Here is a 24,936-nt window from a genome sequence, read left to right as displayed (position 1 = left end):
GCCGATCCGCAAGAGAACACTCAGCTCTGGTTGAAGAACCCGCCCTGGCGGCCGCGGCCCGTGGCCTCGCCGCCGCTCACGATCCGGTAGTCGGGCGGGGTGAGAAGGAAAACGCGGGTCGCCACGCGCTCGATGGAGCCGCGCAGCCCGAAGGTCAGCCCCGCGGCGAAGTCGACGACGCGCTTGGCGTCGGTGGACTCCATGGCCGTGAGGTTCACGATGACCGGCACACCGGACCGGAAGAGCTCGCCGATCCCGCGGGCGTCCCGGAAGCCGTCCGGCGTGATCGTGGCGATCCGGGTGCCCTGCTGCTGCGCGGTCTGGTCGGCCACCCGCACGCGGGGGTCGGTCACCCAGGAGTTGCCGCCCGTCTGTTCGGACTCGGACCCCTCGGCGTAGTCGTCGTCGTAGTAACGCTCGTCATCGTTGTCGTCGACGAGGCCAAGCCACGCACTCGCCTTGCGCACCGATCCCATGGACGCCTCCTCTCTCCCGCGGTGTGCTGTCCGCCCCTCTATGGTCGGCCATGACGCGGATGATGTGCCAAGTGGATAGCCGCCGCATGGGGGGTTCGTGACACATCTGGTGCAATGAGGATGGCACAGCGTCAGCTTCAAGGCGACGACCGCGAACTGACTGTGCGAAGGGTGTCACACGGGGTGCGTGCTCCCTTGGCCCCCTCCGGCAGGACAGAGTGGAACATACCGGAAAGAATGGGTCCGTAAGGAGGGGACCAGGGCATATGCGCGTTGACCGGTCAGCCGGCGTCCGTCATCCCTTCGCCGGCGGGTTGATCCGGGAGGCGTCGATCGCCGAACTGCTCGTGCCCCACTTCTTCAGGATGCGGTCGTACGTGCCGTCCTTCCGCAGCCGGTTCACCGCGGCCCGGAACGCAGGCGTGAGGTCGCTGCCCTTCTTGAAGGCGAAACCCACGTCGAGACGCTGGTACTCGTTGAGGAAGCGCAGCCCCTGCTGCTGCCGCACCGCGTAGCGCAGCCCGTTGATGGTGCTCATGACGACATCGCTGCGGCCCTGCTGCAGGGAGATCCACAGCGCGCCCTGGTCGGCGTAGGTCTTGACCTCGTACGGCTTCCTGCCTGCCTGCGCGCACTTCGGGCGGTTCGCCTCCAGCGTCGCTTCGAAGGTCGTGCCCGCCGAGGTCGCCACCGTCCGGCCGCACAACTGTGTCAGGTCGGTGACCTTCTTCAGCGGGCTGTCGTCGCGGACCGCGAAGCCCTGCCCGTCGTTGATGTACGTGACGAAGTCGACCGTCTTCCGGCGCTCCTTCGTGACGCCGAAATTGCCGGTTCCCAGGTCGTACTTGCCGCTCCCGAGCGCGGGCAGGATCGCTTCAAAGCTCGCCACCTCGCGCTTGAGGCGCAGCCCGAGGACCTTCGCCGCGGCGTCGGCGAAGTCGATGTCCTGGCCGGCCACGGTCTTTCCGTCCGGCAGGTAGGCCGCGCCCGGCGGCGAGCCGACGCTGGTCGCGAGGGTGAGCGTGCCGCGCTTGCGTACGGCCTCCGGCAGCAGCTCCGCGGCGGCCGGGTCCTTCTTGACGCCCTTGATCACATCGGTGGTGGGAATCCTGGCGTCGGACGCGCCGGCCGTGTTCGCCGTCTCCTTCGGCGCGGCGCAGGAGGTCAGGGCGAGGGCCGAGGCGGCGAGCAGTACGGCGGCTCTGGTGGCGTTCGGGCTCATGGGTTCGGGGTCTCCAGGGGATGGGCGGCCGGCAGATCCTTCTCGAACGGCAGCGGGCCGATCGACTCCGGGTCGGCCGTCAGGTCGAAGAGGGGGCGGTAACCGGCCGCCAGATACAGGGCCTTGGCCTCCGGCTGCCGAGGCCCGGTGGTCAGGTACAGCCGGACGTATCCGCGGCTCGCCGCGTCGGCCTCCAGCACACGCAGCACCTGCCGGGCCAGGCCGCGGCGGCGGTGCGCCGAGTCGGTCCAGATGCGTTTGAGTTCGGCGGTGGTGGCGTCGTACTGCCGGTACGCGCCTCCGGCCACCGGCCGGCCGCTCTGCAGGAGCAGCAGGAACGCGCCGCCGGGTGGGGCGAATTCCTCCGGTGGGTACTCCCGGTCCAGGTCCACGGGTTTCTGGTAGCGGGTGCTGTATTCGTGCGTCAGCTCCGCGAGGAGCGGGCGGGCCAGCGGGTCGGAGACCGTGGTGTGACGCACCGTCAGGTCAGTGTCTGTCATTGTCGTGGCGCCGAAGCGCATGGCGTTGCGCCCTTCTTCGAGCAGGCCGAAGGGACAGGGGGAGAGTGGGAAAGGTGCGCCGAGGGGAGGCGCGGAAAAGGTGTGTGAAGGCGCGGCGGGATCAGGGAAGACGGATCGGAACCGCGAAACGGCCCGGCCGGAGAAGGCGGCGGGCAAGGGCGTGCCTCAAGACGCGCCCCAGGGGCAGGGGGTCAGCTCAACAGGACGACGACCACACTCGACCGAAGTCGATGTGGTCGCGTGTGACCAGCCGCTGCCATGAGTACATGCGGCCAAGTGGAGCAGGCATCCGTTTCCGCGTCAACTGTCCCTGAGATTCGATTCTCAGAGTGTGGACAGGGTTGACAGGGTGCGGTACCTCCGCCATAGCCTCAAGGACCGGCCGTGCTGAGGGGCGCGACCGTTTCTCCGCCTGTGTGAAGGCGTTTCACCCCGTGTTCGATCTCTGCATCCACGGAGCCTTCGCATGCCTTCCGTTCAGCCGGCCTCCGGCACCCTCGACACACCTGCTCCGGCGCCGCCGCCCGTGAGAACCGGCGCCACCGAGGCGCCCCGCATCGTCCCGCGTCGCCGCACCGGCCAATGGGTCGCCGCCGCCCTCGTCCTGGCGCTGCTCGCGCTCGCCGCCACCTCCGTCGTCCGCAACGACGCGTTCCAGTGGGACGTGGTCGCGGGCTACTTCCTCACCACCGCCGTGCTGCGCGGCCTCGGCCTCACGCTCTGGCTCACCGCGCTGGTCATGGTGCTCGGCTTCGCGCTCGGCACGCTGCTCGCCGCGATGCGGCTGTCCGCCAACCCCGTGCTCAGAAGCGTCGCGTGGGGCTACGTCTGGCTGTTCCGGTCCATGCCGATCCTGGTGCAGCTGCTGTTCTGGTTCAACATCGGAGCGCTGTACCCGCACATCCTCGGCATCAAGACCGTGAACCTCCTCGGACCGCTCACGGTCGCGCTCATCGGCCTCACCCTGCACGAGGCCGCGTACGCCGCCGAGGTGGTCCGCGGCGGCATCCTCTCCGTCGACCGCGGCCAGTTGGAGGCCGCGCAGTCCCTCGGCCTGAGCCGCTGGCGCCGCGGGCTGCGGATCGTGCTGCCGCAGGCGATGCGCTCGATCGTGCCGCCCGCCGGGAACATGCTGATCGGCACCCTCAAGGGCACCTCGATCGTCAGCGTCATCGCCGTCCAGGACCTGCTGTACTCCGTCCAGTTGGTCTACCACCGCACCTACCAGGTCATCCCGCTGCTGCTGGTCGCCACCCTCTGGTACGTACTGATCACCTCGCTGCTCAGCGTCGGCCAGCACTACCTGGAGCGGCATTACGCACGCGGTGCGGAGCGCACCCGATGAGGTCCTCCCTGGTGATCGTGGGAGCCGGGCCGCGGGGGACCGGGCTGCTGGAGCGGATCGCCGCCAACGCCGCGGAGCTGTACGGCGACCGGGAGCTGGACGTCCACCTCGTCGACCCGCATCCGCCCGGCGGCGGCCGGATCTGGCGGCACGACCAGTCCCCGCTGCTGTGGATGAACTCCACCGCCGAGGACGTCACGATGTTCACCGACGACTCGGTGGAGATGGCCGGGCCGGTCCGCCCGGGGCCCACGCTCGCCGACTGGGCGCAGCAGGTCAGGGACGGTGCCGTCGACGTGGCGCCCGGCCTGGCGGAGGCGGCCGGTGCGCTCGGGCCGCGGGACTTCGCCGGCCGCCGGCTGCAGAGCGGCTATCTGGAGTGGGTGTACGCGCGGACGGTCGCGGAGCTGCCGCCCGGCATCACCGTGCACGAGCGCCGGCAGCGCGCCGTCCGCGTCGCGGGCCCGCGCGACGGAAGCCAGCAGGTCTGGCTGGCGGGCCGCCCCACCCCGCTCGTCGCCGACCTCGTCGTCCTCACCCTCGGCCACCTGGCCGCCGAACCGCCGCCCGAACAGCGGGCGTTGGCAGCCTTCGCCGCCGAGCACGGACTCACGTATCTGCCGCCGGACTTCACCGCCGACAGCGAGCTGTCCGGGCTGCGGGCGGGCGAACCGGTACTGGTGCGGGGCATGGGCCTGGCCTTCGTCGACCTGATGATCCTGCTCACCGAGGGCCGCGGCGGCCGCTACCTGACCCGGCCCGACGGGGAGCTCGCGTATCTGCCCTCGGGCGAGGAGCCGGTGCTGCACGTCGGGTCGCGGCGCGGGGTGCCGTACCACTCCAAGATCGGTTACGGCTGGACGGGCGAACGGCCGCCGCTGCCGCGGTTCTTCGGTCCCGCGGAGGTGGACGCGCTGCTCGCCCGGCCCGGCGGCGCCGACTTCACCCGGGACGTGTGGCCGCTGATCGCCAAGGAGCTGGGATTCGCCCACTACCACCGGCTGTTCACCGCCCATCCGGAGCGCACCGCCGTCCACTGGACCGACTTCGAGGAGAAGTACGCGGCCACCGACTTCGGCAGCGCCGCCCTCCAGGCCCTGGTCGCCGCCTCCGTGCCCGACCCCGCCGACCGCCTCGACCTCGAAGCGCTCGACCACCCGCTGGACGGCGTGCGCTTCGGCAGCGAGGCGGCGCTCCAGGACGGCCTGCGTGCGTACATCCAGGCCGACCTGGACCGCCGCCACGACCCCGCGTACAGCCCCGACCAGGCCGTCTTCCTCGCGCTGCTGTCCGTCTACGGGCAGCTCACCCGGATCGGCGACCGCGGCCCTTGGTGGCACGGCTTCTTCAGCTACCTCGCCTCCGGGCCGCCCGGGCCCCGGCTGCGGCAGCTGCTCGCGCTCTCCCGGGCCGGCGTCGTGAAGTTCCTCGGCGCCGACGTCTCGGTCACCGCCGACGCGGAGAGCGGCCGCTTCCGGGCGCGCAGCGCGAGCCTGCCCGGCGCCGAGGTCACCGCCCGCGCGCTCGTCGAGGCCCGGCTCCCCGAACCCTCCGTCGTACACAGCCGGGACGCGCTGCTGCGCGGCCTGTACGCCGACGGTGCCGCCGCCACGCCCGGCGGGCTGCTGCGCGTCGACGCCGCGGACGGCCGGGTCCTGGACCGTAGCGGCCGGACCCATCCGCGCCGCTTCGCGCTCGGCCCGCACACCGACGCACGCGCCTCCGGTGCCTTCACCCGCCCCGGTACCAACGCCCCCTCCTTCCGCCAGAACGACGCCACGGCGCGCACCCTGCTCGCCTTCCTCGCACGGACCACCAAGGACTCCCATGCCGCTGACCAGTGACCCGCCGCTGAGCGAGGCCCCCGGACGCGCCCGTACGGACGCGCCGGAGGCCGCCCTCGAGATCGTCCCCGTCCGTCACCCGGGACGCTGGATCGCCTGCGCGCTCACCGCCGTCCTGCTCGCCCAGTTCGCCCACGGGCTGCTCACCAACCCCGGCTGGGAGTGGCCGGTCTTCGCGCAGTACTTCACCGCGGGCACCATCCTGCGCGCCGTGGGCACCACCCTCCAGCTCACCGTCTACGGCACGGCCCTCGGCTTTCTCCTCGGCCTGGTCCTCGCCTTCATGCGGCTGTCGGACAGCCCGTTCCTGCGCGCGGTGGCCGTCGGCTACATCTGGATCTTCCGCGCCGTCCCGCTCATCGTCCAGCTGCTGTTCTGGTTCAACCTCGCCTACCTCTACAAGCGGCTCGACATCGGCATCCCCTTCGGCCCCGGCTTCGTCTCCTTCGACACGGCGGGGCTGGTCGGCGCGATGAGCGCGGCCGTCCTCGGGCTCGCGCTGCACCAGGCCGCGTACGCCGCGGAGATCGTGCGCGGCGGCGTGCTGGCCGTGGACGGCGGCCAGACGCAGGCCGCGGCGGCCCTCGGCATCCCCCGGCTGCGGCAGCTCCGCCGGATCGTCCTGCCGCAGGCCATGCGCGGAATTCTGCCCAACGCCGCCAACGAGGTCATCTCCCTCTTCAAGGGCACCTCGATCGTCTCCGTCATGGCGATCGGCGAACTCTTCTACCAGGCCCAGGTCATCTACGGGCGCAACGGCCGGGTCGTCCCGCTCCTGATGGTCGCCACCGTCTGGTACGTCCTGCTCACCGGCGCCCTCTCCCTCGTCCAGCACGCCATCGAACGACACTTCGCAAAGGGGGCCACGCGATGACCGCGATGGTCGACATCAGGTCCGTGACCAAGAGCTTCGGCCCGGTGGAGGTGCTGCGCGGCATCGACCTGACCGTCCGCACCGGCGAGGTCACCGTCGTCCTCGGCCCGTCCGGCTCCGGCAAGTCCACACTGCTGCGCACCATCAACCACTTGGAGAAGGTGGACAGCGGCCAGGTGAGCGTGGACGGTGCTCTCGTCGGTTACCGGCGATCCGGCAACAGGCTGTACGAGCTGCGCGAACGCGAGATCCTCAAGCAGCGCACGCACATCGGCTTCGTCTTCCAGAACTTCCATCTCTTCCCGCATCTGACCGTGCTGGAGAACATCACCGAGGCGCCCGTCTCGGCCCTGAAGAGGTCCCGGAAGGACGCCGAGGCCACCGCCCGGCGGCTGCTCGAACGGGTCGGCCTCGCCGACAAGGCCGACGCCTACCCCAAGCAGCTCTCCGGCGGCCAGCAGCAGCGCGTGGCCATCGCCCGCGCCCTCGCCCTGGAACCGAAGCTGCTCCTCTTCGACGAGCCGACCTCGGCGCTCGACCCGGAGCTGGTCGGCGAGGTCCTCGACGTCATCAAGGACCTCGCGCACCAGGGCACCACGATGATCGTCGTCACGCACGAGATCGGCTTCGCCCGCGAGGTCGCCGACACCGTCGTCTTCATGGACGAAGGGCGCGTCGTCGAACAGGGCCCGCCCTCCCAGGTGCTCGACGCGCCGCGCCACGAGCGCACCAAGTCCTTCCTCTCCAAGGTCCTGTGACATGTCATTCACCAGAAGGAGCCCGTCCGTGCACCGCCGCCACGTCCTGACCGCCGCCCTCGCCGCCACCGCAGGGTCCCTGCTGCTGGGGGCCTGCGGCAGCGGCGCGGCCTCGACGGCGGACGCCGGCACCGACCGGGTCGGCACCGGCGCGGAGCAGATCAACACCAGCCCCGACCAGCACCGCATCCACGTCGGGAAGGTTTCCTCGATCGCCGCGAAGGTGCCCGCCCGGATACGGGAGCGGGGCACGCTCACCTTCGGGCTGAGCACCGGCAGCACGCCCCCGCTCGCCTTCTACGCCAGCGACGACCGCACCCTCATCGGCGTCGAACGCGACCTCGCCACCCTCGTCGCCGACACCCTCGGCCTGAAGCCGCGCTTCACACCGCTCTCCTGGGAGAACCTCTTCGTCGGCCTGGACAGCGGCAAGCTCGACGGCGTCTTCTCCAACGTCACGGTCACCGAGGAACGCAAGGAGAAGTACGACTTCGCCACCTACCGGCTGGACGAACTGGGCCTGGAGGCCCGGAAGAACAGCCACTGGAAGGTGCGCGGCGCCGCCGACGTGGCCGGCAAGCGCATCGCGGTCAGCTCCGGCACCAACCAGGAGAAGATCCTCGTGGAGTGGAGCCGGGAGAACGAGAAGGCCGGCCGCAAGCCCGTCGACATCGCGTACTACCAGAACCCCTCCGACTACTACCTGGCCCTCCAGTCCGGCCGCATCGACGGCTACTTCGGGCCGCACCCGACCGCCGCCTACCACGTCGCCGCCTCGGGCCAGACGGAGATCGTCGGCACCTTCTCCGGCGGCGGCAAGGCCGTCCAGGGCAAGATCGCGGCCACCACGAAGAAGGACAACGGCCTGGTCGACGCGTATGCGGCGGCCCTCCAGCACGTCATCGACAACGGCGCGTACGAGAAGGTCCTCGCCCGCTGGAACCTGCGCAGCGAGGCCGTCGAGAAGTCGGAGATCAATCCGCGTGGACTGCCCAGGACCGCGGAGTGACCGGCGCGGAGAGCACGCAGATCACGGAGCGCACGCAGAGAAGGAGTACCCCCATGTCCGTACCCCCGCGGCTGCCGCACCTCGCCGTCGCCCTCGACACCCCTGACGCGCCGGGCCCGTTCGACGCGCAGCACTACATACGCCTCGCCCGGCTCGCCGAGCGCGGAGCCCTCGACTTCGTCACGCTCGGCGACACCTTCGCCCGGCCGGGCCCGGACGCCCTCGCCGTACTGGCCAGGGTCGCGCCGCACACCGACCACATCGGGCTGGTCCCGACGGTGACCACCACCCACACCGAGCCGTTCCATGTCGCCACCGCCGTGCAGACCCTGGACTGGGTGAGCCGTGGCCGGGCCGGCTGGCAGGCCGACGTGTCCCGCACCCCGGCCGAGGCCGCGCTCTTCGGGCGCCGCCCGGCAGCGCCTGCCGACGCGCTGTGGCGGGAGGCCGCCGACGTGGCCGACGTGGCAGGGCGGCTCTGGGACAGCTGGGAGGACGACGCGGAGATCCGGGACGCCGCCACCGGCCGGTTCATCGACCGCGGCAAGCTGCACTACGTCGACTTCCGCGGTACCTCCTCCACCGGCGAGCCCTTCTCCGTACGCGGCCCCTCCATCGTCCCCAGGCCCCCGCAGGGCCGGCCCGTCATCGTCGTCGACGCCACCGAGGACGCGGCCCGGGAGACCGCGGCGGCCCGCGCCGACATCGCGCTGGTACGCGCCGAGGACCCCGACACCGCGGCGACGGCCCGCGCCGAACTGCGCGCCCGAGCCGAGGAGTTGGACCGGGATCCCGACCGGCTGCGGGTGCTGGCCTCGCTGCCGGTCGAGCTGCCCGCGCCGGGGGACGCGGCCGGGCTCGCCGAGCTGCTCACCGACTGGCACACCACCGAAGCGGCGGACGGCTTCCACCTCCGGCCCGCCGACCCCGAGCGCGACCTCGCCCATCTCGTCGAGGGCACGGTCCCCGTACTCCGCCGGCGTGGCCTGCTGCGCCGCTCCTACCCGGGCGCCACCCTGCGCGACCACCTCGGCCTGGAGCGCCCGGCCAGCCGCTACGCCGTCCGTACCGGAGAGGCATCCTGATGACCACCGCGCGCAAACAGCTGCACCTGGCCGCCCACTTCCCGGGTGTGAACAACACAACGGTATGGCAGGACCCCAGGTCCCAGTCCCAGATCGACTTCGATTCCTTCGTGCACCTGGCCCGCACCGCCGAACGCGGCCTGTTCGACTTCTTCTTCCTCGCCGAGGGGCTGCGGCTGCGCGAGCACAAGGGCCGCATCCACGACCTGGACGTGGTGGGCAGGCCCGAGTCGCTCACCGTACTGAACGCGCTGGCCGCGGTCACCGAACGGCTGGGCCTCGCCGCCACCGTCAACGCGACCTTCAACGAGCCGTACGAACTCGCCCGGCGGCTGGCCACGCTGGACCACCTCAGCGACGGCCGGGCCGCCTGGAACGTGGTCACGTCCTCCGACGCGTTCACGGGTGAGAATTTCCGGCGGGGCGGCTATCTGGACCACGCGGACCGCTACACCCGGGCCGCCGAATTCGTCGCCACCGCACGCGAGTTGTGGGACTCCTGGTCCGAGGACGGGACGCCCCGCCCCTTCGCGCACAGCGGGCAGCACTTCGACATCCATGGCGAATTCACCGTGCCGCGCAGCCCGCAGGGGCACCCCGTCGTCATCCAGGCCGGGGACTCCCCGGCGGGCCGCGACTTCGCCGCCTCCGCCGCCGACGTGATCTTCACCCGGCACGGCACCCTGGAGGCGGGCCGCGCCTTCTCCGCCGACGTGAAGGGGCGGCTGGCCGCGCACGGCCGGACGCACGACTCGCTGAAGATCATGCCGGGCGTCACCTTCGTGCTCGGCGACACCGCGGCCGAGGCCCAGGAGAAGGCCCACCACATCCGCCGCCAGCAGGTCTCCCCGCAGAACGCGCTGCTCACCGCGGAACAGATCTGGGGCGTGGACCTCTCCCACCTCGACCCCGACGGCCCGCTCCCCGACTTCGACCCCGAGCCCGAACCGAAGCTCACCCAGGGGCGGACCCGGCTCGGAGACCCCCAGGAGATCGCCGGCCGCTGGCGGGCGCTCTCCGAGACCAAGGGGCTGTCCCTCCGCGAGACCGTCATCGAGGCGACCGGCCGGCAGTCCTTCATCGGCACCCCGGAGACCGTCGCGGCCGAGATGGACGCCTTCGTCACCGCCGGCGCGGCCGACGGCTTCATCCTCGTACCGCATCTCACCCCCGGCGGCCTGGACGAGTTCGTGGACCGGGTCGTACCGCTGCTGCAGGAGCGCGGCGCGTTCCGTACGGAGTACGAGGGCGGCACGCTCCGCTCGCACCTGGGACTGGAGCAGCCCGCGGCGCGCCCGGTATGGAAGGGTTGATGACCATGAGCACGGATGCAGAGAAGGACTGGCGGGCCTGGCACGCCGAGCGCGAGCGGACCGTCTCCGGACCGGCCGGCCCCCTGGCGCTGACCGGCACGTACTGGCTCGCCGACCAGCCCGGCGGCCGCATCGAGGGCGTACCGGGACGGTGGGCCGAGGACGGTGACGCGGTACTCCTGACCGCCGGGGCCGAGGACGGGCTGCGGGTGGACGGCGTACCGCTCGACGGCGAGGTGCGCCTCGGCGCGGACGGCGGGCCGGAGGCGGCCCGCGTCACCCACGGCGACCGGCGGCTGGTGGTCCTGCGGCGCGAGGGCCTGTGGGCCGTGCGCGTCTTCGACCCGCACTCCGAGGCGCTGCGCGCCTTCGCCGGGATCGACGCCTTCCCGTACGACGCGCGGTGGCGGCTGACCGGCCGGTTCCGCCCCTACGAGCAGGGGCGGACGGTCCAGGTGCCGAACGCCGACGGCCGGGAGCGGGGCCTCGGCCTCGGCGGCGAACTCGCCTTCACCGTCGACGGCGAGGAGCACACCCTGCAGGCCGCGGTGGAGGCCGACGGCTCGCTGTGGGCCGTGCTCGCCGACGCCACCAGCGGCACGGAGAGCTACCGCTTCCGGTTCCTGCGGCCGCCCGCGCCCGCCGCCGACGGCACCGTCACCGTCGATCTCAACCGCACCCTGCTGCCGCCGTGCGCCTTCGCGGACCACTTCATCTGCCCGTTCCCGCCGCCGGGCAACACCCTCCCGTTCGCGCTGCGCGCCGGAGAACGGCAGCTCAGCGGCGGATGAGGCGCGCGGACCCGCCGCGCAGGAACCGGTTCGGCGGGCCGCACGTCGAAGATCCGACCGAGGGGGTCAAAACGACGGCCCCGGCAGCAGTTACCGATGCTGCCGGGGCCATCCGCCATGCCCCGGGCCGGAAACGGCCTCTTGCGCACCGGGCCCGGACACTCCAGACTCCCGTCTCAGCGCTTGTCAGGGGCACGCGGAAAACGGAACCCGTGCTGCCTGGCTGCGCCTCACGGGCCGCCCACCGGCGACCCCCGATTCCCCTCGGAGGAAGAAGTGAGGAACGAGCGCACCACCCCCCGCAGCGGCGTCACCAGACGCACCCGGCTGATCGCCGTGGCGTCCGGCCTTCTCGTCGCAGGCGCCGTGGCCATACCCAGTGCCAGCGCCGATGTACGACCGGCCACCACGTTCAGTGCCACGCAGCTCTCCGCGGCCGACGACTCGGTCCGCGCGGCGGATGTCGCCGGTACCGCGTGGCGGGTCGACAAGGCGACGAACAAGGTCGTCGTCACGGTCGACAAGACCGTCTCCCAGGCCGAGATAGCGAAGATCAAGAAGGCGGCGGGCGTCAACGCCGGCGCCCTCAGCTTCGAGCGCACCACCGGCAAGTTCCAGAAGTACATATCGGGCGGCGACGCGATCTACACCTCCGGCTCCCGCTGCTCGCTGGGCTTCAACGTCCGCAACAGCAGCGGTACCTACTACGCCCTCACCGCAGGCCACTGCACCGAGGGCGGCTCGTCGTGGACCACCGGCAGCGGCGCGCTGATCGGCCCGACCGCCGGCTCCAGCTTCCCCACCAACGACTACGGCATCATCAAGTACACCGGCTCCGTCTCGCACGAGGGCACCGTCGGCGGCCAGGACATCACCAGCGCCGGCACCCCGTCCGTCGGCCAGACCGTCACCCGCCGCGGCTCCACCACCGGCACCCACAGCGGCCGCGTCACCGCCCTGAACGCGACCGTCAACTACGGCGGCGGCGACGTCGTCTACGGCATGATCCAGACCACGGTCTGCGCCGAGCCCGGCGACAGCGGCGGCCCGCTGTACTCCGGCACCAAGGCGCTCGGCCTGACCTCCGGCGGCAGCGGCAACTGCTCCTCCGGCGGCACCACGTTCTTCCAGCCGGTCACCGAGGCGCTGAGCGCCTACGGCGTCAGCGTGTACTGAGCACGCACGCCCCGGCCCTTCCCCATGGCCGGATGAGTGTTCTCGGCACTCCGCACGTACTGAGGAATACTGCGCCCCTGGACTGCAGCCAGCAGCAGTAGGCCCCCGCTCGCCGCGGCGAGCGGGGGCCCTTTGACGTGCGGCATCCTCCTGGCACTCGACCGCCCCGGCAACCGGGCATACCGTGTAACTACGTGCGACTCGGACGGCTGGACACCTTTGTCTAGGGGGCCGTGATGGTCGAGGAACTGGTCACCACCGGCGTGGCGCTGGCCGCGGCGGGCGCGGTGTACGTCATGGCGGCGGCCCGCGTGGTCAAGCAGTACGAACGCGGTGTGGTGCTGAGGCTCGGGCGGCTGGCCTCATCCGTGCGCGAACCGGGATTCACCATGATCGTCCCGATCGTCGACCGGCTGCGCAAGGTCAACATGCAGATCGTCACGATGCCGGTGCCGGCCCAGGAGGGCATCACCCGCGACAATGTCACGGTCCGGGTGGACGCGGTGGTCTACTTCAAGGTCGTGGACGCCGCCGACGCGATCATCCGCGTCGAGGACTACCGCTTCGCCGTCTCCCAGGTCGCCCAGACCTCGCTGCGCTCGATCATCGGCAAGAGCGACCTGGACGATCTGCTCTCCAACCGGGAGAAGCTCAACCAGGGCCTGGAAGTCATGATCGACAGCCCGGCGCTGGGCTGGGGCGTACAGATCGACCGGGTGGAGATCAAGGACGTCTCGCTGCCGGAGACCATGAAACGGTCGATGGCCCGGCAGGCGGAGGCGGCCCGCGACCGGCGCGCCCGGGTGATCAACGCCGACGCCGAGCTGCAGGCGTCCAAGAAGCTGTCCGAGGCCGCCCAGCAGATGGCCGACCAGCCCGCCGCGCTCCAACTGCGACTGCTGCAGACCGTCGTCGCGGTCGCGGCGGAGAAGAACTCCACCCTCGTCCTGCCCTTCCCCGTCGAACTGCTCCGCTTCCTGGAGCGCTCCGGCCTCCAGGCCCAGGCGCAGACGCAGGCGTACGAGCGGGCGCGGGGCGGGAACGGCGACCGGGCGCCGGAGCCCGCGGACGCGCGTCCGGAAGAGCGGCTCAAGGAGCGCATGACCCGGGAAGATGTGCCTCGGGAGGCCGTGAGCCGCGAGGAGATCCCGCTGGACGCGGCGGAGGAGGAGCTGCCCGGCATCGAGCTGCCGGGGGTGGAGGTCCCGGGCGTCGAGATCCCGGAGGTGGAGGTGCCGGGGGCCGAGGGGGCGCCGCGGGACGAGGTGCCGCGGGACGACACGTCCAAGTGACGCGGTGACCGCGTGACGCGTGGGGGAGTGCGGGAGCGGCAGCGTCACCGCGCGCTGATCATCTGCTGCTCACCGTGTGTGCGCTATACCGGACAGGGGAGGGCCATGCACGGATATCGGTGTGCAGAACCCGTGGACGAACGGTGAAGCGTCGTACGCAAGACCGGAACCCGGTCTTGTGCGCGCCTGTGACGGGTGGGAATACTCGACGGCGCGCATTGGCATGGACGCGACCGTTCGGTCCGTGCACGTCCGTGTCCGGAACTTCGGACGCGGACCCTCACCCCCAGGGCCCGCAGCTTCCCCCACGATCCGGCGGGCCCTTCCCCCCACGGGAGGTCTTGAGTTGAAGCACCGACGCATACCCAAGCGACGCGCCGCACTGGCCGGAGCGGGCGCCCTCGCCCTCGCCGCCACCGCCGGCTTCGCGCTCAGCGCCAACGCCAGCCCCGCGCCCACCTCGAAGCCGCTCGCGCTGACGCCCACCGCGGCCGGCAAGCTCGCCGCGCAGCTCACCGACGGCACGGCCGGTTCGTACTACGACACCAAGGCCAAGAAGCTGGTCGTCAACGTCGTGGACGAGGCCGCGGCCGACGCCGTACGCGCCAAGGGCGCCGAGCCCAGAATCGTCCAGCACACCCTCGCCCAGCTCAACGGCGCCCGGCAGACCCTGAAGACCAAGGCCACCATCCCCGGCACCTCCTGGGGCATCGACCCCAAGAGCAACAAGGTCGTCGTCACCGCCGACCGCACGGTCAAGGGCGCGAAGCTCGCGAAGCTCACCAAGGTCGTCGACAGCCTCGGCAGCAAGGTGCAGCTCACCCACAGCAAGGGGGAGTTCAAGCCCTTCGTCGCCGGCGGCGACGCGATCTGGGGCGGCGGCTCGCGCTGCTCGCTCGGCTTCAACGTCGTCAAGGACGGCCAGCCGTACTTCCTCACCGCCGGCCACTGCGGCAACTCGGTACAGAGCTGGTCGGACTCCCAGGGCGGCGGCGAGATCGGCGCCACCGCGGAATCCAGCTTCCCGGGCAACGACTACGCGCTGGTGAAGTACACCGCCGAGACCGACCACCCCAGCGCGGTCAACCTCTACAACGGCAGCAGCCAGGACATCAGCGGCGCCGCCGAGGCCACCGTCGGCCAGAGCGTCCAGCGCAGCGGCTCCACCACCCAGCTCCACGACGGCACCGTCAAGGCCCTGAACGCCAGCGTCAACTACCAGGAAGGCACGGTCGACGGGCTGATCCAGACCGATGTCTGCGCCGAGCCGGGCGACAGCGGCGGCGCGCTGTTCGCCGGCGACAAGGCCCTCGGCCTGACCTCGGGCGGCAGCGGCGACTGCTCCTCGGGCGGCGAGACCTTCTTCCAGCCGGTCACCGAGGCCCTGCAGGCTTACGGGGCACAAATCGGCTGACGTCCGCACTCCGGCCCAAGAGGCCCGGCGGCCCGGCTCCCGTACTCCGGGGGCCGGGCCGCTTGCCGTCACCGTCCGTCCAGTGGCCCGAAGGCGGCGAGTGCTTCCTCGGCGGTGTGGGTGTGCCGTACGTACTCGTCCGCCCACTCGGCCGCTCCTGGGAAGCCGGACTCCGCCGCGATCCGGGCGCAGGCCGCCTCCCGGTCGTACGGCGTGCGCCGCAGCGTGACCGCGCCGTCGCCCGGCCCGAGCAGCGCCCAGTGCGCGCCGGGCCGCCCGTACGGCATCCCGACGCTCCCCGGGTTGACCACCAGCCGCCCGTGCGCGATCCGGACGAACGGCATGTGGGTGTGGCCGCAGACCACCGTCCGTACGCCGTCCGCCACCCCGGCCAGTACCTCGGCGAAGCGCTCCCGCCGGGAGTCGGCGAGCACCACCTCCGTGTCGTCGCGCGGTGTGGCGTGGCAGAAGAGGACCGGGCCGAGGCCCGGCACGTCCAGCGTCACGGTCGCCGGGAGCGCGGCGAGGTGTTCGATGTCGGCGGGGGAGAGCTGCCCGGCCGCCCAGGGCGTGATCGCGTCGGGGGCCGGGGCGCGGTGGTCGCGGTGGCTCGCGATCAGTTCCCGTTCGCCGTTGCCGGCCAGCCACACGGCGCGGTCGCCGAGGCCGCGCAGCAGGTCGAGGGTCTCGCGGGGGAGCGGCCCGGACAGCAGGTCGCCGGTGAGGACGACGGTGCGCGCCGCGCGCACGTCGGGCTCGGCGAGTACGGCTTCCAGCGCGGGGGCGACTCCGTGGATGTCGGACAGCACGGCTACCGCGGCGGTGTCGGTCATGGGGGGAGCGTGGCAGGGGTTGGGCGGGGCGGGAGGCGGTTCGGCTGTGAGCTGAGCCGGGCGGAGCGGTGCGGTACCGGGGCGGCGGGGCGCGGTGCCGGCTTTCCGGACGGCTCAGACGCGCTCCACCAGCCGGGCCGCGGCCGACTTCGCCGTGGCCAGGGCCGTGGCCCGGTCCGCGCCGTGCTGCCCCAGCACCACCCGCGTACTGAGCCCGTCCAGCAGCGCGAGCAGTTCGGAGGCGCGGCCCGTGCAGTCCCCGGCGGCGAAGCGGCCCTGCGCGACCCCCTTCGCCAGCAGCGCGGCCAGATCGTCGCGCCAGCCCCGGTCGAGCTCCTCCTGCGTCTCGCGCAGCGGTTCGTTGGCGACCGTACGGGCCCACAGCTCGATCCACAGCATCCAGCGCGGGTCGCGCGGCCCGCGCGGCAGGTACAGGCCGACGAAGGCGTCCAGCATCCGCACGGCGCCGAGCCGGCGGGCGAGCAGCGCCCGGCGTTCCTCGGCGAGCTTCGCCTCGCTGAACCGCAGTGCTTCCAGCAGCAGCCGGTCCTTGCTGCCGAAGTAGTACAGGATGTGGCCGCCGCTCGTGCCGAGCCGCTTGGCCAGCGCCGACATGGTGAGCGCCGCGAGGCCGCCCTCGGCGATGGCCTCCATCGCCTCCTCCAGGATCCGGTCGGCCGCGACCTGCCCGTCCCGCCGTCGTGCCACCGCCCGGCCTGCCTTCCTCCGTGAACGTCGGGGTTTGTGATCGTCCGCGCCCCTGCCGTCCCGACCTTATCCCGGGGATTCGCCACAAGGTCTTGACCTGCGCGGGGCGTCGGGAGCATTTTGAATGCCGTTCAAGAAATTAGAACACCGTTCAAAGTCCACGAGTCCATGGGAGCCGCAGTATGTCTCGTCCGCCCGCCGACCTCGTCCTCCGCAACGCCCGTATCCACACCGTGGACCCCGCGCTCCCCGAGGCCGAGGCGCTGGCCGTGCGCGACGGCCGGATCGTCTGGCTCGGCCCGGACGCCGAGGTCGGTGAGTGGATCTCGGGACGTACCCAAGTGCTCGATGCCCAGGGCAAGTTGGCGCTGCCCGGCTTCATCGACGCGCACAACCACGTACGGCTCGGCTCCGACGACGCCTGCGTACAGCTCGCCGGGGCCCGCACGCTCGACGAGGTGCACGACCGCATCCGTACCTGGCGCGACGCCCACCCCGACGCCGAGTGGATCGAGGCCGAGGCGCTGGACTACTCGGCTCTGCCCGGCGGCCGGATGCCGCGCGCCGCCGACCTCGACCCGGTCACGGGCGACACCCCCGCCTTCGTCCTGAGCTACGACGTGCACACCGCCTGGCTCAACACCGCGGCCCTGCGCCGTCTCGGCATCACCAAGGACCACACCGATCTGCCGTACGGGCGGGCCGAGACCGACCCGGAGACCGGCGAACCCACCGGGTTCCTCAAGGACTTCGCGGTCCGCGGGCTCTCCCGGGACGGCCACCGCGCGCTGCGTGAGCTCGGCGTGCCGTGGGCGTCGCCCGAGCGCCAGTACCGGCGGCTGGCCGGCAGCCTGGACGACGCGATCCGCTGTGGCATCACGACGGTCGTCGAACCGCAGAACTCGCTGGACGACCTGGCGCTGTTCGAGCGCGCCAGGGAGGAGGGCCGACTGCGGTCCCGTATCGTCGCCGCCCTCTTCCACCCGAGGGGTACGACGGGCTCGGACCTCACCGAATTCGCCGCGGCCGCCGAGAAGTACGACGACGACCGGCTGAGCGTCGGCCCGCTCAAGCTCTACATCGACGACGTGGTCGAGCCGCGCACCGCCGCGCTGCTCGCACCGTACGCGGGCTGCCGTCACCACCGGGGCGAGACCTTCTACCCGCCCGAGGAGTTCGCCGAGCTGCTGACCGAGCTGGACTCCCTCGGCTTCCAGTGCTTCGTGCACGCGACGGGTGACCGTGGCATCCGTACCGTCCTGGACGCGGTCGAGCGTGCCCGGGAGTTCAACGGGCCGCGCGACGCCCGCCACCAGGTCGTCCACGTCGAATGCCTGGACCCCGCCGACACCCCGCGCTTCGCCGAACTGGGCGTGGTCGCCTGCATGCAGCCCCGGCACGCGGCCCCCGAGATCGCCGGACCCGGCCAGGACTGGGCGGAGAACGTCGGCGCCGACCGCTGGCACAAGGCGTGGCCGCTGCGCAGCCTGAAGGAGGCCGGGGCCGTGCTCGCCTTCTCCAGCGACTGGAACGTCGCCGAGATGGACCCGATGATCGGCATCTACACCGCCGTCACCCGCCGGCCACTGGGCGGCGGCGAGCCGTGGGGCCCGCAGGAAACCATCGACGTCGAGACCGCCGTACACGGCTACACCATGGGCTCGGCATACGCCAACTTCCTTGAGAACGAGCGAGGTTCACTCACCGTCGGCAAGCTCGCCGACTTCGTCGTCCTCTCCCGCGACCTCCTGCGCACCGCCCCGGAGGACATTCCGGGGACGGTGGCGGAGGTCGTGGTGGTGGGCGGGGAGGTGGCACACACGGCGTAGCCGGCCGCTGCCGCTCTACGTACGCCGTTCCGCTGCCGCTCTACGTGCGCCGTTCCGTCAGCCACGGCAGCCCCGCCGCCAGCGTCCGCAGCGCACGCGCCGCCAGCTCCGCCGGAGGTGAATCGCTCTCCCCCGCCGCCCACACCTCGACCGCCGCCCGCAGCGCGCCGTCCGCCGCGGCCGCGGTCAGCCGTACCTCCAGCGGCCCGGCCGTCGTCGTCCGGGCCAGTACGTCGATCAGCGCCAGCTCGGACTCGTGGTGCGCACGGTGCCAGACCGCGCGCAGCGCCGGATTGTCCTGCATCGCGTGCAGCAGGCCCCGGGTCCACTCCAGCGCCTCCTCGGCCCGCGCGTCGGCGGGCGTCAGCGCCTCGCGGGCCGCCCGCTCCAGTACCTCGCCCAGCGGCAGCTCCGGCTCGCGCGCGGCCAGCTCGGCCAGCCCCTCGGCCCAGTCCCGTACGCCGCCCGTCAGCAGCGGTGCGACCGCGTCCTCCTTGGTGCGGAAGTAGCGGTAGAAGGTGCGCGGCGCGACCCCCGCCGCGCGGGCGATGTCCTCGGCGGTGACGGCGGCGCCGCGCTCGGCGAACAGCGCCGCCGCGGTACGGGCGATCTCCAGCTCGGTCGCGGCCTTGCGCCGCTCGGTGAGGGAGGACGGACGGGAGGGAGGTGCGGTGGGCATGGCCGGAGTCTACGCCGCGGTACGCCTAGGTGGCATAAATTGCAGAGGTGGCACAGTGTGCCATTGAGGCGTACGGTGACGGAGTCGCACGTGCTCGACGGAGAGCCGCGCACCGACGAGAACGGAGAACACCATGAACCGCTACGAGGGCCGCCGCGTACTGATCACCGGCGGCGGGTCCGGCATCGGACAGGCCACCGTCCACCGGATCCTCGCCGAGGGCGGCCGGGTCGTGGCGGCGGACGTCAGCGAGGAGGGCCTGAAGGCCACCGCCGAACGCGCCGCCGCGGACGGCACGGCCGGCCGGCTCACCACCACGGTCCTGGACATCTCCGACGAGGCCGCGGTCGTCGCCGGCACGGCCACCGCCGTGGAGGCGCTCGGCGGCCTGGACGTGCTGGTCAACGCGGCCGGCATCCTGCGGTCCGAGCACACCCACAAGACCACCCTGGACTTCTGGAACAAGGTCGTCACGACCAACCTGACCGGCACGTTCCTGATGATCCGCGAGTCGCTGCCCGCCCTGCTGGCGGGCGAGCAGCCGGTGATCGTCAACTTCAGCTCGACCTCGGCCTCGTTCGCGCACCCGTACATGGCGGCGTACGCGGCGAGCAAGGGCGGCATCCAGTCCATGACCCACGCGATCGCGAGCGAGTACAGCAAGCAGGGGCTGCGCGCGGTGTGCGTCGCGCCGGGCTCCATCGCCAGCGGCATGACGACGGGCCGCGGGCCCGGCCTGCCCGAGGACGCCGACATGAGCCTCTTCGTGAAGCTCGCACCGGCCATGGGCGAGGGCTTCGCGGGCCCGGAGACCGTCGCGGGCGTCATCGCGATGCTGGGCTCCGAGGACGGCGCCTTCGTCACGGGCACGGAGATCCGGATCGACGGCGGTACGCACATGTGAGCCGTGCGGAGGCACGTGTACGGGGACGCGTCGTACGGGCGCGCGTGGGGCGTACTCGGGCGGGCGCGGGCAGCGGCGCGCTCCTACTGCCGCGGCTCGCTCCGCTCGACCGCGCCCCGCCCCAGGGAGAGGGCCGCGAAGACCAGCGTCAGCGCCGCCGCGAGCACCGCCCACGCGGCGAGCACCAGCAGCGGCCCCGTCATCGCCCGCCCGTCGAAGTACGCGATCGAACGGGCCGCCCAGGTGCCCGCGCCCGGCGGCAGCGCGGGCCCGATGGCGTGCCAGAAGGGCGGCAGCAGCGGATACGGATAGGCGCCGCCCGCACTGGGATTCCCGCCGATCACCACCACCAGGATCGTCAGCCCGATGCCGAGGATCCCGGCGATGCCCTGGAAGGCGAACGTGGTCGCGCCCACCGCGAACACGATGAGCGCGCCCAGCCCCCACAGCGCCACGACACTGCCCGGCAGCGCGCCGAGCGCCGGGCCGATGACGAGCGCACCGGCCAGCCCGGCCAGTACCGAGTACACCAGCAGCGTCCCGAGCCGGATGACGGCCCGCCGGCCGTTCGTGGGGCGGGCCCCGTAACTGATCGCGAGGATCGCGGCACACAGGTAACCGCCCACGCACCACCCCACCACCAGGTAGAACGACGACAGTCCGCGGGCGTCCTGCGGGTCCGCCGGGGCCACGTCGGTCGTCCTGATCGTCCGCTGCTGCGCCTGCTCCGCCTTGGTGAGGACCTTCTGCAGCGCGTCGGAGAGCGCGCTGCCGCTGCCCCCGGCGACCAGCAGCTCGTCCTGCTTGCCGCGCGGGTCGACCACCAGCGCGCCGTCGATCTCCCGGTCCTTCAGCTGCCGTACGGCCTCGGCCCGCGACCCAGCAGGCCGCGCGTCGAGCGGCGACCCCCGCAGCCGGTCCAGCTTCGCGACGAGCTGCCCGCGCTCCTGCGGGGGTGCGACGACCGCGAACGCCACGTCCCGGGGCTTGGGGGAGTGGAAGGCGCCCGCGTACGAGGCGATGAACGCGACCGTCAGGGCCAGCACCCCGACGATCAGCAGCGCGGCCCGCGCCGACACCGCGTCCTTCAGCTCTCCGGCGAAGGTGGTGCGGGTGCCGCCGCCGTCCTCGGACCCGGTGCCGCCGTCCGCTGTGGCCATGTGCTGCTCCTCGTATCTGTAGCGATGCCACCCTTATCTTCCGTTTTGGGCGAAAAAATAAGGGGGCGTGCGGCATGCCCCGGCGCGTCGCACGAACGTGTTCGCACGGACGTTCGAAGAAAGCGTTATGGTGTGAGGGAGGCGGGGGATGCAAGGTCAGTCGGGGGGTGCTCAAGCGGTAGGAGGTGCGAATGTCCCGGTTCACGCACCTGCACACCGCATCGGGATTCTCCGTGCGGTACGGCGCATCCCACCCGGAACGGCTCGCCGAGCGGGCGGCCGAGCGCGGCATGGACGCCCTCGCCCTCACCGACCGAGACTCCCTCGCCGGCGCCGTACGCTTCGCCAAGGCCGCCGCCGAAGCCGGCATCCGCCCGCTGTTCGGCACCGAGCTGGCGATCGCCGAACGACAGCCGGACCCCACCCCCACGACCCGCCGCCGCACCCCCGTACGAGGCGGCGCCTTCATCGACGAATCGGCCCCCCGCGCCGTCTTCCTCGCCCGCGACGGCGCCCGCGGCTGGGCCACCCTGTGCCGGCTGGTCTCCGCCGCCCACGCCACCGACCGCGAACGCCCCCTCCTTCCCTGGGACGACCTGGCCACCGCGACGGACGGCATCACCGTCCTCCTCGGCCCCGACTCCGAAGTCGGCCGCGCACTCGCCGCCGGCCGCCCCGACCGCGCCGCCCGCCTCCTCGCCCCCTGGCGCGAGCTGTACGGCGACGCGCTGCGCCTCGAAGCCGTCCACCACGGCCGCACCGGCACCGGGCCCGGCTCCCTCCGGCTCGCAGCCCGCACCCTCGGCTTCGCCGTCGACCAGGGCATCCGCGCCGTCCTCAGCAACGCCGTCCGCTACGCCGACCCCGGCCAGGGCCCGGTCACCGACGTCCTCGACGCCGCCCGCCGCCTCGTCCCCATCGACCCCCACCGCCCCGAAGCCCGCGACAGCGGCGAACGCTGGCTCAAGGACGCCGACACCATGGCCCGTACCGCCGAACGCATCGCCGAGGCCGCCGGCCACCGCCGCGACACCGCCCACCGGCTGCTCGCCATGACCGAGGAGACGGCGGGGGAGTGCCTCGTCGACGCCCAGGACGACATCGGACTCGGCACCGTCCACTTCCCCGAACCCCGGCTCGTCGGCGCGGAGCACCGTACGGCCTCCCGCGTACTCCGCTCCCGCAGTGCCGCCGGAATGGTCCGCCGCGGCTACGACCGCGGCCCGGCCGCCCGCACGTACTGGGAACGCCTCCACCGCGAGCTGGACATCATCGACCACCACGGCTTCGCGTCGTACTTCCTCACCGTCGCCCAGGTCGTCGAGGACACCCGGCGCCTCGGCATCCGCGTCACCGCACGCGGCTCCGGCGCCGGCTCCCTCGTCAACCACCTGCTCGGCATCGCCCACGCCGACCCCGTCGAACACGGCCTGCTGATGGAACGCTTCCTCTCCAAGCGCCGCGCCGTCCTCCCCGACATCGACATCGACGTGGAATCCGCGCGCCGCCTGGAGGTCTACCACGCGATCTTCGACCGCTTCGGCGCCGAACGCGTCGCCGCCGTCGCCATGCCCGAGACCTACCGCGTACGGCACGCCGTGCGCGACGTCGGCGCCGCACTCGGCATGGACCCCGACGAGGTGGACCGGATCGCCAAGTCCTTCCCGCACATCCGCGCCCGCGACGCCCGCGCGGCACTGGAAGAACTGCCCGAACTGCGCGCCCTGCGGGACAACCCGCCGCCCCCGCCCTTCTGGGACCTGGTGGAGGGGCTGGACGCGCTGCCCCGCGGCACCGCCATGCACCCCTGCGGCGTACTGCTCTCCGACGCCACGCTCACCGCGCGCACCCCCGTGGTGCCCACCGGCGGCGAGGGCTTCCCCATGTCGCAGTTCGACAAGGACGACGTCGAGGACCTCGGCCTGCTCAAGCTCGACGTACTCGGCGTACGAATGCAGTCCGCGATGGCGCACGCCACCGCCGAGATCGGCCGCGCCACCGGGCGGCCCGCGCCGGACATCGACGACCCGGCGCAGGTACCGCCGGGCGACCCCGCCACGTACGACCTGATCCGCTCCACCGAGACCCTCGGCTGCTTCCAGATCGAGTCGCCGGGCCAGCGCGACCTGATCGGCCGGCTCCAGCCCGCCACCTTCCACGACCTGGTCGTGGACATCTCGCTCTTCCGCCCGGGTCCGGTCGCGGCCGACATGGTGCGGCCCTTCATCGAATCCCGGCACGGCCGCAAACCCGTCCACTACCCCCACCCCGACCTGGCGGAACACCTGCGCGAGACATACGGCGTCGTGGTCTTCCACGAACAGGTCATGCACATCCTGGACCGGATGACCGGCTGCGGCCTGGACGAGGCCGACCGGGTGCGGCGCGGGCTGTCCGACCCCGAGTCGCAGGGCCGCATCCGCGTCTGGTTCGCGGAACGGGCCGCGCGGCACGGCTACTCCTCCGAAGACATCGCCCGCACCTGGGAGATCATCGAATCGTTCGGTTCGTACGGCTTCTGCAAGGCGCACGCGGTGGCCTTCGCCGTACCGACCTACCAGTCCGCCTGGCTCAAGGCCCACCACCCGGCCGCCTTCTACGCCGGCCTCCTCACCCACGACCCCGGCATGTACCCCAAACGCCTCCTCCTCGCCGATGCCCGCCGCCGCGGCGTCCCGATCCTTCCCCTGGACGTGAACCGGTCCGATGTCGCTTATCGAATCGAACTGGTGTCTGGGGAGAGTGGTGCGAACGGGGGCAAAGCCGTCGACTCTTCGGGGGCTGTTGGGGCTTCCGGCTCTTCAGGCTCTTCAGGCTCTTCCAAGGCGTCCGGCGCTTCCGGAACTCCCAGGTTTCTCGGGGCTTTCGGGGTTCCCGGGACTTCCAGGGTTCCCGGGGCGTCCGGGGCGTCAGGAATGACCGGAACAGCCGGGTCCTCCGGAACGTGGGGGCTGCGGCTCGCGCTCTCCGAAGTACACGGCATCAGCGAGGCCGAGGCCGGCCGGATCGCCGCCGGCCGCCCCTACACCTCGCTCCAGGACCTGTGGCGCCGCGCCCACCCGGGCCGCCCCGTACTCGAACGCCTCGCCAGGGTCGGCGCGTTGGACGCCTTCGGCGCCAACCGCCGCGACCTGCTGCTGCACATCGCCGAACTGCACCGCCAGCACCGCGGCGCACCGGCCGACACCCAACTCCCGCTGACCACCGCGGCATCGGCACCGGCCGGACTGCCGGACCTGAGCGAAGCCGAACGGCTCAGCGCCGAGCTGGGCGTACTGGGCATGGACGCCTCCCGGCACCTGATGGGGGACCACGCCCAGTTCCTGAACGAACTGGGAGTACTCCCGGCCAAGCGGCTGAGCGAGGCCCGGCACGGTGACACGGTCCTGGTCGCCGGCGCCAAGGCGGCCACCCAGACGCCGCCGATCCGCTCCGGCCGCCGGGTCATCTTCACCACCCTCGACGACAGCACGGGCCTGGTCGACTGCGCCTTCTTCGACGACAGCCACGAGACCTGCGCCCACACCGTCTTCCACTCCTGGCTGCTCCTGGTACGCGGCACGGTCCAACGCCGCGGCCCCCGCAGCCTCAGCGTGGTCGGCACCGCGGTCTGGAACCTGGCGGAACTGGCGGAACTGCGGGAGAGGGGCGGCCTCCGCGCGGTCACCTCCCGCCTGTCCTCCCACCCTCCCCTCCCCCCACC

Annotated in this window: 21 protein-coding genes; 14 read left to right on the top strand and 7 right to left on the bottom strand. The window is 72.2% G+C overall.

Going from position 1 to position 24,936, the window contains the following annotated elements:
* Positions 1–20: 20 nt before the first annotated feature.
* The 3 genes from IF04_RS0133605 to IF04_RS0133595 form a co-directional block, all read right to left on the bottom strand.
* Positions 21–476 (bottom strand): cell division protein SepF, encoded by a 456-nt coding sequence (locus IF04_RS0133605; RefSeq protein ID WP_030266831.1) that lies wholly within the window; start codon positions 474–476, stop codon positions 21–23.
* 295 nt (positions 477–771) lie between these two features.
* Positions 772–1,698 (bottom strand): ABC transporter substrate-binding protein, encoded by a 927-nt coding sequence (locus IF04_RS0133600; RefSeq protein WP_030266828.1) that lies wholly within the window; start codon positions 1,696–1,698, stop codon positions 772–774.
* Positions 1,695–2,198, bottom strand: a complete 504-nt coding sequence (locus tag IF04_RS0133595) for a GNAT family N-acetyltransferase (RefSeq protein WP_030266826.1) — start codon at positions 2,196–2,198, stop codon at positions 1,695–1,697. Before IF04_RS0133595 ends, IF04_RS0133600 begins: the two co-directional genes overlap by 4 nt.
* Before the next feature lie 487 nt (positions 2,199–2,685).
* Between IF04_RS0133595 and IF04_RS0133590 the strand changes: the two genes are divergently transcribed.
* The 11 genes from IF04_RS0133590 (at position 2,686) to IF04_RS0133540 (ending at position 15,120) form a co-directional block, all read left to right on the top strand.
* Positions 2,686–3,564: an amino acid ABC transporter permease gene (locus IF04_RS0133590; RefSeq protein ID WP_030266824.1), complete on the top strand. Its 879-nt coding sequence runs from the start codon at positions 2,686–2,688 to the stop codon at positions 3,562–3,564.
* On the top strand, positions 3,561–5,408 hold the full coding sequence (locus IF04_RS0133585) for an FAD/NAD(P)-binding protein (protein ID WP_030266823.1): 1,848 nt from the start codon (positions 3,561–3,563) through the stop codon (positions 5,406–5,408). The genes IF04_RS0133590 and IF04_RS0133585 overlap by 4 nt, the downstream gene beginning before the upstream one ends.
* Positions 5,392–6,282: an amino acid ABC transporter permease gene (locus IF04_RS0133580; protein ID WP_030266822.1), complete on the top strand. Its 891-nt coding sequence runs from the start codon at positions 5,392–5,394 to the stop codon at positions 6,280–6,282. The genes IF04_RS0133585 and IF04_RS0133580 overlap by 17 nt, the downstream gene beginning before the upstream one ends.
* On the top strand, positions 6,279–7,040 hold the full coding sequence (locus IF04_RS0133575) for an amino acid ABC transporter ATP-binding protein (RefSeq protein WP_030266821.1): 762 nt from the start codon (positions 6,279–6,281) through the stop codon (positions 7,038–7,040). The genes IF04_RS0133580 and IF04_RS0133575 overlap by 4 nt, the downstream gene beginning before the upstream one ends.
* A gap of 1 nt (position 7,041) precedes the next feature.
* Complete coding sequence (locus IF04_RS0133570; RefSeq protein ID WP_030266819.1) at positions 7,042–8,049, top strand: ABC transporter substrate-binding protein; 1,008 nt, start codon at positions 7,042–7,044, stop codon at positions 8,047–8,049.
* Positions 8,050–8,102: 53 nt separating this feature from the next.
* Positions 8,103–9,134: an LLM class flavin-dependent oxidoreductase gene (locus IF04_RS0133565; RefSeq protein ID WP_030266817.1), complete on the top strand. Its 1,032-nt coding sequence runs from the start codon at positions 8,103–8,105 to the stop codon at positions 9,132–9,134.
* Positions 9,134–10,447 (top strand): NtaA/DmoA family FMN-dependent monooxygenase, encoded by a 1,314-nt coding sequence (locus tag IF04_RS0133560; RefSeq protein ID WP_030266814.1) that lies wholly within the window; start codon positions 9,134–9,136, stop codon positions 10,445–10,447. Before IF04_RS0133565 ends, IF04_RS0133560 begins: the two co-directional genes overlap by 1 nt.
* Before the next feature lie 5 nt (positions 10,448–10,452).
* Entirely contained in the window at positions 10,453–11,238 is a 786-nt protein-coding gene (locus tag IF04_RS0133555) for a DUF1684 domain-containing protein (RefSeq protein ID WP_030266811.1), read from the top strand.
* 276 nt (positions 11,239–11,514) lie between these two features.
* The gene (locus tag IF04_RS0133550) at positions 11,515–12,414 is read left to right on the top strand and encodes a S1 family peptidase (protein ID WP_030266808.1); all 900 of its coding nucleotides are present in this window, start codon (positions 11,515–11,517) and stop codon (positions 12,412–12,414) included.
* A 236-nt stretch (positions 12,415–12,650) separates the two neighbouring features.
* Positions 12,651–13,706, top strand: coding sequence for a slipin family protein (locus IF04_RS36260; RefSeq protein WP_245654592.1), 1,056 nt, complete (start codon positions 12,651–12,653; stop codon positions 13,704–13,706).
* 346 nt (positions 13,707–14,052) lie between these two features.
* A complete protein-coding gene (locus IF04_RS0133540; RefSeq protein ID WP_030266801.1) occupies positions 14,053–15,120 on the top strand; it encodes a S1 family peptidase in 1,068 nt (355 codons plus the stop codon).
* 68 nt (positions 15,121–15,188) lie between these two features.
* Here the strand turns inward: IF04_RS0133540 and IF04_RS0133535 are convergent, their stop codons facing one another.
* Both IF04_RS0133535 and IF04_RS0133530 read right to left on the bottom strand, forming a co-directional pair.
* The gene (locus IF04_RS0133535) at positions 15,189–15,953 is read right to left on the bottom strand and encodes a metallophosphoesterase family protein (protein ID WP_030266797.1); all 765 of its coding nucleotides are present in this window, start codon (positions 15,951–15,953) and stop codon (positions 15,189–15,191) included.
* A gap of 114 nt (positions 15,954–16,067) precedes the next feature.
* Positions 16,068–16,661 carry a TetR/AcrR family transcriptional regulator gene (locus tag IF04_RS0133530; RefSeq protein ID WP_030266796.1) on the bottom strand — a complete coding sequence of 198 codons (594 nt, stop codon included), beginning with the start codon at positions 16,659–16,661 and terminating at the stop codon, positions 16,068–16,070.
* A 182-nt stretch (positions 16,662–16,843) separates the two neighbouring features.
* Here IF04_RS0133530 and IF04_RS0133525 point away from each other — a divergent pair, with 182 nt between their 5' ends.
* On the top strand, positions 16,844–18,490 hold the full coding sequence (locus IF04_RS0133525) for an amidohydrolase (protein ID WP_030266794.1): 1,647 nt from the start codon (positions 16,844–16,846) through the stop codon (positions 18,488–18,490).
* A 40-nt stretch (positions 18,491–18,530) separates the two neighbouring features.
* Here IF04_RS0133525 and IF04_RS0133520 read toward each other — a convergent pair whose 3' ends face one another.
* Positions 18,531–19,169 carry a TetR/AcrR family transcriptional regulator gene (locus tag IF04_RS0133520; RefSeq protein WP_030266792.1) on the bottom strand — a complete coding sequence of 213 codons (639 nt, stop codon included), beginning with the start codon at positions 19,167–19,169 and terminating at the stop codon, positions 18,531–18,533.
* A 133-nt stretch (positions 19,170–19,302) separates the two neighbouring features.
* Between IF04_RS0133520 and IF04_RS0133515 the strand changes: the two genes are divergently transcribed.
* Complete coding sequence (locus tag IF04_RS0133515; RefSeq protein ID WP_030266790.1) at positions 19,303–20,073, top strand: SDR family NAD(P)-dependent oxidoreductase; 771 nt, start codon at positions 19,303–19,305, stop codon at positions 20,071–20,073.
* Between the two features lie 83 nt (positions 20,074–20,156).
* Here the strand turns inward: IF04_RS0133515 and IF04_RS0133510 are convergent, their stop codons facing one another.
* Positions 20,157–21,233: an ABC transporter permease gene (locus IF04_RS0133510; protein WP_030266788.1), complete on the bottom strand. Its 1,077-nt coding sequence runs from the start codon at positions 21,231–21,233 to the stop codon at positions 20,157–20,159.
* A 191-nt stretch (positions 21,234–21,424) separates the two neighbouring features.
* Between IF04_RS0133510 and IF04_RS0133505 the strand changes: the two genes are divergently transcribed.
* Positions 21,425–24,936: DNA polymerase III subunit alpha (locus tag IF04_RS0133505; protein ID WP_030266786.1), on the top strand; the 3,512-nt coding region annotated here is incomplete at its 3' end.

Origin of the sequence: Streptomyces violens (assembly GCF_000717745.1) — a bacterium.
Lineage (GTDB): Bacteria > Actinomycetota > Actinomycetes > Streptomycetales > Streptomycetaceae > Streptomyces > Streptomyces violens.
This window is presented reverse-complemented; position numbering and strand designations above follow the sequence as displayed.

What these genes read in the sequence shown, in the direction of transcription:
- IF04_RS0133605 (WP_030266831.1), bottom strand. Translation starts at nt 476, where the DNA reads ATGGGATCGGTGCGCAAGGCGAGTGCGTGGCTTGGCCTCGTCGACGAC.
- IF04_RS0133600 (WP_030266828.1), bottom strand. Translation starts at nt 1,698, where the DNA reads ATGAGCCCGAACGCCACCAGAGCCGCCGTACTGCTCGCCGCCTCGGCC.
- IF04_RS0133595 (WP_030266826.1), bottom strand. Translation starts at nt 2,198, where the DNA reads ATGACAGACACTGACCTGACGGTGCGTCACACCACGGTCTCCGACCCG.
- IF04_RS0133590 (WP_030266824.1), top strand. Translation starts at nt 2,686, where the DNA reads ATGCCTTCCGTTCAGCCGGCCTCCGGCACCCTCGACACACCTGCTCCG.
- IF04_RS0133585 (WP_030266823.1), top strand. Translation starts at nt 3,561, where the DNA reads ATGAGGTCCTCCCTGGTGATCGTGGGAGCCGGGCCGCGGGGGACCGGG.
- IF04_RS0133580 (WP_030266822.1), top strand. Translation starts at nt 5,392, where the DNA reads ATGCCGCTGACCAGTGACCCGCCGCTGAGCGAGGCCCCCGGACGCGCC.
- IF04_RS0133575 (WP_030266821.1), top strand. Translation starts at nt 6,279, where the DNA reads ATGACCGCGATGGTCGACATCAGGTCCGTGACCAAGAGCTTCGGCCCG.
- IF04_RS0133570 (WP_030266819.1), top strand. Translation starts at nt 7,042, where the DNA reads ATGTCATTCACCAGAAGGAGCCCGTCCGTGCACCGCCGCCACGTCCTG.
- IF04_RS0133565 (WP_030266817.1), top strand. Translation starts at nt 8,103, where the DNA reads ATGTCCGTACCCCCGCGGCTGCCGCACCTCGCCGTCGCCCTCGACACC.
- IF04_RS0133560 (WP_030266814.1), top strand. Translation starts at nt 9,134, where the DNA reads ATGACCACCGCGCGCAAACAGCTGCACCTGGCCGCCCACTTCCCGGGT.
- IF04_RS0133555 (WP_030266811.1), top strand. Translation starts at nt 10,453, where the DNA reads ATGAGCACGGATGCAGAGAAGGACTGGCGGGCCTGGCACGCCGAGCGC.
- IF04_RS36260 (WP_245654592.1), top strand. Translation starts at nt 12,651, where the DNA reads ATGGTCGAGGAACTGGTCACCACCGGCGTGGCGCTGGCCGCGGCGGGC.
- IF04_RS0133535 (WP_030266797.1), bottom strand. Translation starts at nt 15,953, where the DNA reads ATGACCGACACCGCCGCGGTAGCCGTGCTGTCCGACATCCACGGAGTC.
- IF04_RS0133525 (WP_030266794.1), top strand. Translation starts at nt 16,844, where the DNA reads ATGTCTCGTCCGCCCGCCGACCTCGTCCTCCGCAACGCCCGTATCCAC.
- IF04_RS0133520 (WP_030266792.1), bottom strand. Translation starts at nt 19,169, where the DNA reads ATGCCCACCGCACCTCCCTCCCGTCCGTCCTCCCTCACCGAGCGGCGC.
- IF04_RS0133515 (WP_030266790.1), top strand. Translation starts at nt 19,303, where the DNA reads ATGAACCGCTACGAGGGCCGCCGCGTACTGATCACCGGCGGCGGGTCC.
- IF04_RS0133510 (WP_030266788.1), bottom strand. Translation starts at nt 21,233, where the DNA reads ATGGCCACAGCGGACGGCGGCACCGGGTCCGAGGACGGCGGCGGCACC.